This window comes from Pseudomonas sp. B21128 (assembly GCF_044218865.1).
GTDB classification, from domain to species: Bacteria; Pseudomonadota; Gammaproteobacteria; order Pseudomonadales; family Pseudomonadaceae; genus Aquipseudomonas; species Aquipseudomonas iridis.
This window is the reverse complement of sequence record NZ_CP162590.1, coordinates 889,089-901,530: the sequence shown is the minus strand read 5'-3', so window position 1 is coordinate 901,530 and position 12,442 is coordinate 889,089. Positions and strand designations below refer to the sequence as shown.

Sequence of the window (12,442 nt, the reverse complement as noted above, 5' to 3'; positions counted from 1 at the left end):
AGTGACAGGCGCATTATGCCCGGCCTCAGGAAAAGACGTCAGCGTCCTTGAACAACACTGCCGTCTGATCTTTCGCTGACAACTTTGGTGCTTCGTCCAATTGCCAGTCGATGCCAAGATCAGGATCGTCCCACCGAATGCTGCGCTCCGCCGAAGGGGTGTAGTAGTCAGTGGTTTTGTAGAGGAACTCGGCAAACTCGCTCAGCACCACAAAACCGTGGGCGAAACCTTCCGGTATCCAGAGTTGACGATGGTTTTCGGCCGACAGGCGCATGGCCACCCATTTTCCGAAGTTCGGCGAGCTGCGGCGGATGTCCACGGCCACATCGAGCACTTCACCGGCCGTCACGCGGACCAGTTTGCCTTGGGTATTTTGCAGCTGGTAATGCAGGCCACGCAGCACGCCTTTTTGCGAGCGCGAATGGTTGTCTTGCACGAATTGGGTATCAAGGCCAGTTGCGTCCTTGAACGCCTTGGCGTTGAAACTCTCATAGAAGAAACCTCGCTCGTCACCGAACACCTTGGGTTCGATAATCAGAACACCGGGCAAGTTGGTGGTGATTACATTCATGCGGATTTCCAGAAATGTTGAGTGGATGGCTGACATTCTTGCGCAAAGTGCGGTTTGGTGCGAGTGCTGCCAGCGTAGTCCATACGACGTAAGCGACGCGCAATGTTGTGCAGCTTTCATTGGAGTGTGCGAGGCGGCGCCGAGACACTTTGCTGAGGTTTACCCTGACGGGTGGGCTTGAGGCGGTACAGGTTGAAGAGGCCTGCAGCGAAACGCAATCTGAAAATCCTGTAGGAAAAATCAACAATGGCTGTCTTGGGAATCCGCTGGCCTCTTGGTCGGATCGGGAATCGGTATAAGGGGTTGCGTCTTGCCAGAAGCAATGGCGATATAAGCGCCTAATAAAATTTCAGGGGTCGTTTCATGTCGCTCGCCACGTTGATTCATCGCGCCAGTCTGCCCAGCCCGCATGTCAGCGAGGCGCAGGCCTCGCAATGGCTGGCCGAGCATTACGGGCTCAGCGGCACGCTGCAGGCCCTCGGCAGCCAGCAGGATCTCAACTACCGCGTTGACAGTGCGCGCGGGCGGTTTGTACTGAAAATCTGCCGGGGCGACTACGCCCTGGTAGAGCTACAGGCCCAACACGCCGGCCTCAAGTATCTGGCCGAGCACTCTGATGTGCATGTGCCGCGGGTGATTGCGGCCAATAGCGGTGAGGATTTGCTGTCGCTTGAGGTCGACGGTGAGGCCGTCCATGTGCGACTGCTGGATTACATCGAAGGCCAGCCGCTGACGCACCTCGATCACCTGGGCCACGCCGTGGTCGCCGGGTTTGGTCGGCTCTGCGGTGAGATGGACCTGGCTTTGGCCGGGTTCGACCATGCAGGTCTGGAGCGTACGTTGCAGTGGGATGCGCGCCACGCCAGCGCATTGATCGCCCACTTGCTACCGGTGATCAAGGACGAGCAGCAACGCACGTTGATCGCCGACGTCGCCAGGCAGGCCGAGCGCCGTTTGCAGCCGTTGCTGGAAAAACTGCCGGTGCAGGCGATCCACATGGACATCACCGATGACAATGTGGTCTGGCAGCGTGACGCGCACCGCCACTGGCAATTGCAGGGTGTCATCGACTTCGGCGATCTGGTGCGCACCTGGCGTGTCACCGATCTGTCAGTGACCTGCGCGGCGTTGCTGCACCATGCCGGTGGCGATCCGTTTGTGATTCTGCCGGCGGTTCAGGCCTATCACGCGGTCAATCCGCTGCAACATGAAGAGCTGCAAGCGTTATGGCCGCTGATCGTCGCCCGTGCAGCGGTGCTGGTGCTCAGCGGCGAACAACAAGTCAGTATCGATCCGGATAACACCTACAGCCGCGACAACCTCAGTCACGAGTGGGAGATTTTCCGCGTCGCCACATCAGTGCCGTTGGCGTTGATGGAGGCGGCGATTCTCAGTGCGGTGGGTCAGACATTGCCGGCAATCAACAGCGAGGGTTTCGCCCCGTTGTTGCCAGAGCTGGTCGGGCGTGAATTTGCGCTCATCGATCTCGGTGTACTCAGCCCGCATTTCGAGGCCGGCAACTGGGAGCAGGAGGGCATTGACCAACGCCTGCTGAACGAAGCCGCCGCCGCCCATGGTCTGGCGGCGAGTCGTTATGGTCAGTACCGTTTGTCACGCACCCGGCCGGACAGCGCGGATGAACCGGATACCTTCCCGCTGCACGTCGAGTTGCGCGTGCCGAATGGCACTGCAGTGGAAGCGCCGTTTGCCGGCGTGTTGCATCAAAGGGCAGGCGGGGCATTGCAACTGGACGGCCCGCAGCTCAGCGTTCGGCTGTGGGGGGTGGCGCCAACGCTGCACAGTGGCGCGGCGCTGGTCAAAGGTCAGGTGCTGGGTGCGGTCAGCGGACCATTGAGCGTGCAACTGATTCGCGGCGCGGATCTGGAGGCGCCGTTGTTCTGTACGCCGTCCCATGCACCGGCGTGGCAGTCGTTGTGCCCGTCACCGGCCGCTTTGCTGGGACTGGCCTGCGATGCCGAACCGGAGCTGGATTCGCAAACGTTGCTCGAACGCCGAGATGCCAGTTTCGCCCGCACGCAAAAACATTATTACGTCGATCCGCCACGCATCGAACGCGGCTGGCGCAATCACCTGATCGACATGCAGGGCCGTTCGTACCTCGACATGCTCAACAACGTGGCGGTGCTCGGTCACGGCCATCCACGCATGGCGGCAGTCGCGGCCCGTCAGTGGTCGCTGCTCAATACCAACTCGCGGTTCAACTATGCGGCGGTGGCCGAATTTTCCGAACGCTTGCTGAAACTGGCACCGGAAGGGATGGATCGGGTGTTTCTGGTCAACAGCGGCAGCGAAGCCAATGACCTGGCGATTCGTCTGGCGTGGGCCTACAGCGGCGGTCGCGACATGATCAGCGTGCTGGAGGCTTATCACGGCTGGACGATCGGTGCCGATGCGGTGTCGACCTCGATCGCCGACAACCCGAAAGCCCTCGAAAGCCGTCCGGACTGGGTGCATCCGGTGCCGGCACCGAACACGTATCGTGGCGAATTCCGCGGCCTCGATTCGGCGCCGGACTACGTGCGCAGCGTCGAACATCATCTGGAAAAAATCGCCGAACAGAAACGCCAATTGGCCGGGTTCATCTGCGAGCCGGTGTACGGCAATGCCGGGGGCATATCGCTGCCGCCGGGTTACTTGAAGCAGGTGTATGCGCTGGTGCGCGCGCAGGGCGGCGTGTGCATTGCCGACGAAGTGCAGGTTGGATACGGGCGCATGGGCCATTTCTTCTGGGGTGTCGAAGAGCAGGGCGTAGTGCCGGACATCATCACCATGGCCAAAGGCATGGGCAACGGTCAGCCACTGGGTGCGGTCATCACCCGCCGGGAAATCGCCGAGGCCCTGGAAGCCGAGGGTTACTTCTTCTCCTCGGCCGGCGGCAGTCCGGTGAGCTGCCAGATCGGCATGGCCGTGCTGGATGTGATGGAAGAAGAAAAGCTCTGGGAGAACGCTCAGGTAGTCGGTGGCCATTTCAAGGCGCGGCTCGAAGCGTTGATCGATAAACATCCGCTGGTCGGTGCGGTGCATGGGTCCGGTTTCTATCTGGGTGTGGAACTGATCCGTCATCGCGAGACGCTGGAGCCGGCGACTGAAGAGACCACGTTGCTGTGTGATCGCCTGCGCGAGCTGGGGATTTTCATGCAGCCGACCGGCGATGACCTGAACATTCTCAAGATCAAACCGCCGATGGTGACATCGCGTCAGAGTGTGGATTTCTTCGTCGACATGCTCGATCGGGTGCTTACCGAAGGCTTGTAAACCCTGCAAATCCGCTGTGGGAGCGAGCCTGCTCGCGAAAGCGGTGTGTCAGTCGACCTTTTCAGTGACTGACACATCGCGTTCGCGGGCAGGCTCGCTCCCACATTTTTTTCGGATTGTAAGTTCGATTTGTATCGGTATTAATCTTATCATTTCAGACGAAATACTTTTTTAAAGCTTTTATAGCCGATATTTATCGGCTATAAAGTCGCCATTGCTCCGGCATGGCGATGGCTGTCCGGTGCGTGCGTTTTTTCTCTTCGGTCGAATCCTCGACCTTCAAAGCACTTGCCCGGAGATGATTCATGAGCCGTACCGTTACCGTCGCCGCCACTCAGATGGCCTGTTCGTGGGATCTGGAAGCCAACCTCGACATTGCCGAAAGACTGGTGCGCGAAGCCGCTGCCAAAGGTGCGCAGATCATCCTGATCCAGGAATTGTTCGAAGCGCCGTACTTCTGCCAGAAGCCCAACCCGGACTATCTGCAACTGGCCACGACGGTTGAAGAGAATGTCGCCATCAAGCATTTCCAGAAAATCGCCAAAGAACTGCAAGTGGTGTTGCCGATCAGCTTTTACGAGCTGGCCGGGCGTGCGCGGTTCAACAGCATTGCGATCATCGATGCCGATGGCAGCAACCTCGGGATTTATCGTAAAAGCCACATTCCGGACGGCCCGGGGTACCACGAGAAGTACTACTTCAACCCGGGCGATACCGGCTTCAAGGTGTGGGACACCCGTTATGCGAAAATCGGCGTGGGCATCTGCTGGGATCAGTGGTTCCCGGAAGCTGCACGCAGCATGGCCCTGCAAGGTGCGGAAATCCTGTTCTATCCAACCGCGATCGGCAGTGAGCCGCACGACAAGACTATTTCGTCGCGCGATCACTGGCAGCGCGTGCAGCAGGGGCATGCCGGCGCAAACCTGATGCCGTTGATCGCCAGCAACCGTATTGGCAACGAAGAACAGGATGGCTACGACATCACCTTCTACGGCTCATCGTTCATCGCCAACCAGTTCGGCGAAAAAGTGCAGGAGCTGAATAAAACCGAAGAAGGTATTCTTGTGCACACTTTCAACCTCGACGAGCTGGAACATATTCGCAGCGCGTGGGGTTCATTCCGCGACCGCCGGCCGAATCTGTACGGCGCGTTGAAAACCCTCGACGGTTCCCTGGAGTCCTGATCCCGATGACCACATTGAAAAGTACCCCACGCGCCGACGGCTTCCACATGCCGGCCGAGTGGGCGCCACAAACCCAGACCTGGATGATCTGGCCCGAGCGCCCGGACAACTGGCGTCTGGGCGGCAAACCGGCGCAGGCCGCACACGCGGTGGTGGCCAAAGCCATCGCCCGTTTCGAGCCGGTGACCGTTGCCGTGTCCGCCGGCCAGTACGAAAACGCCCGCGCGCGCCTCGACGTGCCGAATATCCGCGTGGTCGAGATGTCCAGCGATGACGCCTGGGTACGCGACAGCGGCCCGACATTCGTCATCAATAACAACGGTGAAGTGCGCGGTGTGAACTGGGACTTCAACGCTTGGGGCGGCTTCGACGGTGGTCTGTACGCGCCGTGGAATCGCGATTCGCAGGTTGGCGGCAAGATCCTCGAGATCGAGCGCAGCCCGCGCTATCGCACTGAAGGTTTTGTACTTGAAGGCGGTTCGATTCATGTCGACGGCGAAGGCACGTTGATCACCACCGAAGAGTGCCTGCTCAACCGCAATCGCAACCCGCATCTGGGGCGCGAAGAGATCGAAGCGGTGCTGAGCGACAATCTGGCTGTGGATAAAATCATCTGGCTGCCAGACGGTTTGTTCAATGACGAAACCGACGGCCATGTGGATAACTTCTGCTGCTACGTGCGTCCGGGTGAAGTGTTGCTGGCGTGGACCGATGACCCACAAGACCCGAACTACCCGCGCTGCCAGGCGGCAATGAACGTGCTGCAAAACAGCACCGATGCCAAGGGTCGCCCGTTCACGGTGCACAAGATGCCGATTCCGGGGCCGCTGTATGCGACCGAAGAAGAGTGCGCCGGCGTCGATCCGGTGGATGGCTCGCAGGAGCGTAATCCGAGCGTGCGCCTGGCCGGTTCCTACGTGAACTTCCTGATCGTTAACGGCGGCATCATCGCGCCGAGCTTCGACGATCCAATGGATGCCCCGGCCCGGGAAATTCTGCAGAACCTGTTTCCGCAGCATGAAGTGGTGATGGTGCCGGGCCGCGAACTGTTACTGGGTGGCGGCAATATTCACTGCCTTACCCAACAGCAGCCAGCGCCGCACAAAGAGTGAGTTGAGTCGTAACAGCTTGAGCTGATTGGCAAAACAGCCGAGCAATGATTAGCTCGCTATGTGCATATAGAGGCCCGCAGCCCGACAGGACTGCGGGCCTTTTTGTATCCGCTTGTCGACAAATCGCAAACTTTGGCACAGCTCTTGTATTTGTCCCGGTGCACTAGGGAGGGAGGAGAACTTCAACAGTTCTGTCATAAACCTTGGATAACGTAGCCGCTCACGAACGGGGAGAGAGCGCTGAAATGAACGCCGAAGTGAACGTAGTCAGCGAGCGGACATTGCATCCCATGGCCGTAAACGGCGAATCGCTCCAGATGGTCGCGCACTTTTTGAGGTCCAATGGAACGCGTCAGATCAGGGAACCCGATCCGCGTCGGATGATGATCGAGCGCTACCCCGCTGACCTGTTCAGCGAGGACGAACTGGAAGCGTTGTGGGCTGTGATGGAAGGATAAGGAAAACAACAGGGATTGGTGAAAGCGCTGCCGGGATGGCGGCGCTTTTTTTTGCACGGTTATTTTGTACATACCCATTCATGTGGGAGCGAGCCTGCTCGCGAAGGCGTCAGACCAGCCAGTATCTTCGCTGGCTGATCCACCGCTTTCGCGAGCAAGCTCGCTCCCGCAGGGTTCAAGGTGATTAGAAGGAATAGGTCCCCGTCATCACCACGCTACGCGGTGCCCCCGGCATGATCTGCGCGGCGCTGGTCGCCGACGCGTAATACTCGCGATCGGTGATGTTGTTCAACGCCGTACGCAAATCCCAGTCCTTGAAGCGATAACCGACCAGCGCATCCCAGCGGCCATAGCCCGGCAGCACGGTGGTGTTGGCGTTATCGGCATAACGCTGGCCGACCAGGGTCAGGCCGGTTTCGCCGTACCAGCCCATCTCCGGTTTCCAGGTCAGGAACAGACTGCCGTTGTGCTTGGCGACGTTGTTGATGCGTTTGCCTTCCAGGCCGTTATTGTCCTTCTCGATCTTCGCATCCTGCATACCGACGCCACCGCGCACGTACCAGTTGCCGACGAGGTTGCCGGTAGCGGTCAGTTCGATCCCGCGCGAGCGTTGCAGACCGGACATCACCGTCAGGGTCGGATCATTGGGATCGGTGGTGCGACGGTTGTAGAGCTCCAGGTCATAGATCGCCAGCGTGGTGCTGAGGCGATCATCGAGCCAGTCGCTCTTCACGCCGATTTCTTTCTGCTTGGTCAGCTCGGGGCTCAGGTCGTTGGTGTTGCCCGCCGCCCCCGGCGAGATGCCGATCAGGCCGCCGCCCACAGGCGAGAAGGTCTTCGACCACGACGCGTAGAAGGAATGATTTTGCAGTGGCGTCCAGACCAGGCCCACGCGCGGACTGGTGCTGTGGCTGTCGCGATCTTCGGACATGTTGCGCAGCTTGTTGGTCGACTCGATATCAAACGTGTCGTAGCGCAATCCGCCGAGCAGTTGCCATTGATCGTTCAGACGCAGTTGATCCTGCACGAAGACCGCGCGGCTTTCGACTTCGGTGTGGCTGCTGCTGGAGACCTGCATGGCGCCGGTGTGGCGCAGATCGCGATTCGGGTTGAACAGGTCGAGCGACGGCACCGGCTGCGCGCCTGGCGTTCTGCCGGTGGCGGCGTTGTACAACGTCGGATCGCGGCGCTGGCTGCCGATTTCGATACCGGTCAGCAAACGATGCTCAAGGCCAAACGTATCGAAGCCACCTTCCAGTTCGACGGTGTTGTAGACGTTGCGGGTGGTCAGATCCTGCTGCCAGTGCTGGCGCGTGACCTTGTTGGTCGCGGGCGTGTAACCGGTGAGGTAGGTGTTGTCGAAATCGCTGTCGAGCTTGAACACGCCGAGGGTCTGGCGCAGTTGCCAGTTGTCGTTGATGTCGTAAGTGAGTCTGGAGCGCAGCGATTGCGACTTGTCGTCGATGAAGTCGTGATCGTTGCCGTAGGTGGTGTCGCGGCCGACATCGGCCGGCCGGCCATTCACGCCCGGAATACCGCGATCGGGGGTGCGGTTGTAGCGACTGTATTCGTATTGCACCAGCCAGTTCAGGTCGGGCGTCAGTTGCCAGCTCATCGACGGTGCGAACAGTTGGCGGTTACCGCTGACGCCGTCGCGAAAGCTGTTTTCATCCATGTTGCCCATGTTCAGGCGCAGGCTGATGTTCTCGCTCGGGTCGGTGCTGAGGTCGGCATACAGGCTGCGCAGATCTTCGCTGCCGCCCTGGGCTTCGATGGTCGAGCGGCGGCCGGCCTCAGGCGCTTTGCTCACGCGGTTGACGATCCCGCCCTGACTGCCGCGGCCGTACAACACGGCCGCCGGGCCTTTGAGCACTTCGACGCGTTCGATATTGTGCAAGTCGCGCTTGTATTGGCTGTCGTCGCGAATGCCGTCCAGATAGAAGTCGTTGCTGGCGTCGAAGCCGCGGATACGCAAACTGTCGAAGCGGGTGTCGGCGCTGCTGCTGACGTTGGGCATGCCACTCAGGGCATCGCCGATGTTGTTGGTGCCGTAATTGGCGACGTTCGACGTTTTGATCGAATCGATGGCCTGGGGCACATAACGCACCGGGGTCGAGGTACGGGTCGCGGTGTTGCTGACCTTGACGCGCGGATCATCGGCTTGCGTTTCAGCGCTGATGGCGGTGGCGGGTAATTCGGTCGCGGAGTAGGCAAAACCGCTGGACAGCAAAGCAGAAAGCCCAAGGGTGATGGGCGTAAGACGGAACGGGGCAGGCATTGAAAAGCGCATCCGGAAGGTTGGGAAAAATCAAACGCGTGAATGGTAATGCTTTGCATTTGCTTCCGTTAATTATTCCTGAGAAGTTCCCTTGCGCGATTGTTTCCATTTGTGTCGGTTTCGATACACCCTGACCGTTCGGACAATTCGCCCGATTCACGAAACAGTCTGAGAGCCATTCCGGCGTTTTTCCGCATTGGCTTGAGTACTAGTCTGCCGGCATCAATTTTTCCCACATTTATGCCGGAGTTTTCTGATGGTCCTTCACTACATATACGACCCTTTGTGCGGTTGGTGCTATGGCGCCAAACCGCTGGTGGAAGCGGCGCAACTCGTGCTGCCGGTGAGCGCTCATGCGGGCGGGATGATGAGCGGCGCCAACCGCCAAGGCGTTTCACCGCAGTTGCGCAATTACGTCATGCCCCACGATCGGCGCATTGCCGAATACACCGGGCAGCCTTTTGGCGACGCGTATTTCGACGGCTTGCTGCGCGATCACACGGCCGTCTTTGACTCGACACCACCGATCGCTGCCGTTTTGGCGGCAGAGGCAATCGACGGCCGTGGTCTGGAGGTGCTCGGGCGTTTGCAGGCTGCGCATTACGTGGAAGGGCGGCGGATTGCCGATGAATCTGTCCTTCTGGAGCTCGCAAGTGACTTGGGCTACGTCGAGGAAATCTTTCAGCCCGCGCTTAAATCCGTGGATACCGAGCAACATATAAAAGCCAGTCGCGCACTGCTGGCTCAGTTGGGCGGGCAGGGATTCCCGACGCTCGCGTTGGAACATGACGGCCACTACACGCTTATCGATATCAGCCCTTGGCTGGGCAAGCCGCAGGCCTTTGCCGATTGGTTAGGTCAGGCGATTCGCAGTGATGGTACTGGCGAGTCTTCTGCGTTTTGTGGTCTTGACGGTTGTGCTTGATATGCGCGGGATTCACTGGGTTAACGCATTTCCGTGCAAGGAGTGAGCGGGAAATTTACGTTTCTTAGACGATTTTCGCCTATTTAAAGACGATTCTTGAAATTGACACAATGTTAAGGGCGCGGCTACGATTCGGCCCAACGCCTGTGGCCAACCGCCATGACTCAAAAATAATAAAAAGGCCCGCCATGACTTTGTCGTGGGCGGGCCTTTTTGTTTCGGGGTGAAAAAAGAGCGCAATAGCGCCGTTTCAGCCGTTCGACACAGCGCGTTTCAACCCGAAATAAGGAAAATAAAATGTTGAACAAGCGAATCAGCCTGATCGCTCTGGGGATGTTGAGCGCTACACAGGCCATGGCTAACGACCAGGCCGAATCCAAGGGTTTTCAAGAAGACAGCAGCCTCAAAGTGCTGCTGCGCAACGCCTACATCAATCGTGATTACAAAGACGGTAACGACGACAAAGCGGAGTGGGGCCAAGCGGCCATCGGTACGTTCTCGTCCGGTTTCACTCAAGGCGCCATCGGTGTCGGCGTGGACGCTTTCGGTCTGTACGCACTGCGTCTGGATGGCGGCAAAGGCCGTAGCGGCGCCGGTGGTATCGATTTCTTCAAGCAAGAAAATGACGGTCGCGCGAACCATGACATAGCGAAGGCCGGCGCAGCGGTGAAATTCCGCTTCTCCAACACCGTGCTGACCTACGGCGACCAGATGCCGGCCCTGCCGGTGCTGAACTACGACAACTCCCGCCTGCTGCCGGAAAGCTACACCGGTACCTTGATCACTTCCAGAGAGATCAAAGGCCTGGAACTGAACGCCGGTCGTTTCACCGCCGAATCGCGCAAGAGCGATGAAGGCCGTGACAGCGGTGGTCTGAAGTCCATCAACGTTTTAGGTGGTAGCTACCAGTTCACTGAACGCTTCAAAGGTGCGCTGTACGCTTCCGACGTTGAAGACGTATTGAAGAAACAATACGTGAACGCCAACTACGTGTTGCCGTTCAACAAGGATCAGTCGCTGACCCTGGACTTCAACGGTTATCGCACCAAGCTGGACAACTCTTATGTCCGCGAAAACGGTGTAACTGGCGACGACAACAAGATCTGGAGCCTGGCAGCGACTTTCGCCACTGGCCCGCACTCGTTCACCGTGGCGCACCAGCGCTCCACCGGCGACAGCAACCTGGGCTACGCCTACGGCGGCTATCAGAAAGATCAGAACCGTGTCGGCGACGGTGGCAACACCATCTACCTGGCCAACTCCTACTGGTCCGACTTCAACGCTGAAGACGAGCGCAGCTGGCAGTTGGGCTACGGTCTGGACTTCGGCGCATTCGGCGTACCCGGCCTGAGCTACAACTTCGCTTACGTGCGTGGCGACAACATCACCACGTCCACCAGCGAAGGCGGCACCGAGCGCGAAATCTTCAACCAGTTCAAGTACGTCGTGCAAAGTGGCCCGGCCAAAGACCTGAGCGTGAAACTGCGCAGCTCGATCCTGCGTGTTTCGCAGAAATCCAGCGAGTACAACGTCAGCGGCAACGAGCTGCGTGTATTCGTGGACTACCCGATCAACATCTTCTGATGAACGATCAGGTGTAAGAAGTTTGAGAAAAACCCCGACTGTTTCGGGGTTTTTTTTCGACGGATTTTTATAAAAAACCGGAAAAAACCCGTTTTTTTGTCATGTAAAAGTTGTTTTTCAGTCGCTTCAAACCCCGTTTCAAACAGCGCTTTAAATGCCTGAAATTCTTTCTCATGGACGCAAATTCTGCACCTAATAGATTAGGCCGCTCAATGCAGCGGAGAATTTGGTAATGATCGTTTTGAACAGAGAAGTGGGCGAATCGCTACGGCGCGACAAATACGTCAACGTCCAGGGTGGTGACTTCAATCTCTACGGTCATTTCGCCGACTTCGTCAGACTGACCAAAAGTTGGGAAAACATGGAACCTGACAGTTACTACGGTCAGGCCGAAGCCGGCATGCGTTTCCGTCGTTACAGTGATTTTGAGTACAACCCCAAGACTCGCGAACTGAAGCAGCTCGAACATCGCGCGTACGTGCAGTCCAAGGAAAACAACGCCTATGTCGGCGGTCTGGTCAGGCACTTCCAGGACTTTTCCGATGAAGTGATTTCGTCGCCGGTGATGCGCAGCCTGATCGACACCGACTTTGAGGTGTACAAAAGCGTATTGCCGGAAGAGCTGCACGATGAAATCTGGCAGTGCCAGATCCATCAAATTCGCATCGAGATCAAACCCGGCAAACAGCTGGAAATCACTCCCGAAGGGATTCATTGCGACGGTTATCCGTTCAGCGGTGTGCACTTCTGGGGCCGCAACAATGTCGAGGGTGCAGAGAGTCGTTTGTACGACATCCACGAGCATCAACTGGCGTCGACCACTTACCAGGAAATTCTCGATACCACCTACTTCCTCGACCGCGACATGCGCCACTACGTGACCCCGGCGCGCAACTCGCACACCCATGCCATGGCGTACCGGCAGATTCTGGCGATTTCCTTCTCGCGGCCCGGGACCGCTTTCGACATTGTTCGCTAATCAGATCACCCCAATCGACGGCGTCGAGTGCTCGACGCCGGTGCTGCTGCGGCGCGCCACGGCCAAGGATGCGCA

At 58.3% G+C, this 12,442-nt stretch carries 9 protein-coding genes; 7 read left to right on the top strand and 2 right to left on the bottom strand.

Going from position 1 to position 12,442, the window contains the following annotated elements; all coding sequences use genetic code 11:
- Positions 1-25: 25 nt before the first annotated feature.
- Positions 26-571: a dTDP-4-dehydrorhamnose 3,5-epimerase gene (rfbC, locus tag AB4P91_RS03920; RefSeq protein ID WP_150593858.1), complete on the bottom strand. Its 546-nt coding sequence runs from the start codon at positions 569-571 to the stop codon at positions 26-28.
- Between the two features lie 363 nt (positions 572-934).
- Between rfbC and AB4P91_RS03915 the strand changes: the two genes are divergently transcribed.
- The 4 genes from AB4P91_RS03915 (at position 935) to AB4P91_RS03900 (ending at position 6,601) form a co-directional block, all read left to right on the top strand.
- The gene (locus AB4P91_RS03915; RefSeq protein WP_395604353.1) at positions 935-3,847 is read left to right on the top strand and encodes an aminotransferase; all 2,913 of its coding nucleotides are present in this window, start codon (positions 935-937) and stop codon (positions 3,845-3,847) included.
- A gap of 305 nt (positions 3,848-4,152) precedes the next feature.
- Entirely contained in the window at positions 4,153-5,031 is an 879-nt protein-coding gene (aguB, locus tag AB4P91_RS03910; RefSeq protein WP_395604352.1) for an N-carbamoylputrescine amidase, read from the top strand.
- A gap of 5 nt (positions 5,032-5,036) precedes the next feature.
- A complete protein-coding gene (aguA, locus tag AB4P91_RS03905; RefSeq protein WP_395604351.1) occupies positions 5,037-6,143 on the top strand; it encodes an agmatine deiminase in 1,107 nt (368 codons plus the stop codon).
- A 245-nt stretch (positions 6,144-6,388) separates the two neighbouring features.
- A complete protein-coding gene (locus AB4P91_RS03900) occupies positions 6,389-6,601 on the top strand; it encodes a hypothetical protein (protein WP_150593862.1) in 213 nt (70 codons plus the stop codon).
- Positions 6,602-6,785: 184 nt separating this feature from the next.
- Here the strand turns inward: AB4P91_RS03900 and AB4P91_RS03895 are convergent, their stop codons facing one another.
- Positions 6,786-8,879: a TonB-dependent receptor gene (locus AB4P91_RS03895; protein ID WP_395604350.1), complete on the bottom strand. Its 2,094-nt coding sequence runs from the start codon at positions 8,877-8,879 to the stop codon at positions 6,786-6,788.
- 256 nt (positions 8,880-9,135) lie between these two features.
- Here AB4P91_RS03895 and AB4P91_RS03890 point away from each other — a divergent pair, with 256 nt between their 5' ends.
- The 3 genes from AB4P91_RS03890 (at position 9,136) to AB4P91_RS03880 (ending at position 12,367) form a co-directional block, all read left to right on the top strand.
- Positions 9,136-9,804 carry a DsbA family protein gene (locus AB4P91_RS03890; RefSeq protein WP_395604349.1) on the top strand — a complete coding sequence of 223 codons (669 nt, stop codon included), beginning with the start codon at positions 9,136-9,138 and terminating at the stop codon, positions 9,802-9,804.
- Between the two features lie 297 nt (positions 9,805-10,101).
- Positions 10,102-11,388, top strand: coding sequence for an OprD family porin (locus AB4P91_RS03885; RefSeq protein WP_395604348.1), 1,287 nt, complete (start codon positions 10,102-10,104; stop codon positions 11,386-11,388).
- A gap of 232 nt (positions 11,389-11,620) precedes the next feature.
- On the top strand, positions 11,621-12,367 hold the full coding sequence (locus AB4P91_RS03880) for a 2OG-Fe dioxygenase family protein (protein ID WP_042557169.1): 747 nt from the start codon (positions 11,621-11,623) through the stop codon (positions 12,365-12,367).
- The last annotated feature ends 75 nt before the right edge of the window (positions 12,368-12,442 follow it).

What these genes read in the sequence shown, in the direction of transcription:
- aguB (WP_395604352.1), top strand. Translation starts at nt 4,153, where the DNA reads ATGAGCCGTACCGTTACCGTCGCCGCCACTCAGATGGCCTGTTCGTGG.
- AB4P91_RS03890 (WP_395604349.1), top strand. Translation starts at nt 9,136, where the DNA reads ATGGTCCTTCACTACATATACGACCCTTTGTGCGGTTGGTGCTATGGC.
- AB4P91_RS03900 (WP_150593862.1), top strand. Translation starts at nt 6,389, where the DNA reads ATGAACGCCGAAGTGAACGTAGTCAGCGAGCGGACATTGCATCCCATG.
- aguA (WP_395604351.1), top strand. Translation starts at nt 5,037, where the DNA reads ATGACCACATTGAAAAGTACCCCACGCGCCGACGGCTTCCACATGCCG.
- AB4P91_RS03880 (WP_042557169.1), top strand. Translation starts at nt 11,621, where the DNA reads ATGATCGTTTTGAACAGAGAAGTGGGCGAATCGCTACGGCGCGACAAA.
- AB4P91_RS03885 (WP_395604348.1), top strand. Translation starts at nt 10,102, where the DNA reads ATGTTGAACAAGCGAATCAGCCTGATCGCTCTGGGGATGTTGAGCGCT.
- AB4P91_RS03895 (WP_395604350.1), bottom strand. Translation starts at nt 8,879, where the DNA reads ATGCCTGCCCCGTTCCGTCTTACGCCCATCACCCTTGGGCTTTCTGCT.
- rfbC (WP_150593858.1), bottom strand. Translation starts at nt 571, where the DNA reads ATGAATGTAATCACCACCAACTTGCCCGGTGTTCTGATTATCGAACCC.
- AB4P91_RS03915 (WP_395604353.1), top strand. Translation starts at nt 935, where the DNA reads ATGTCGCTCGCCACGTTGATTCATCGCGCCAGTCTGCCCAGCCCGCAT.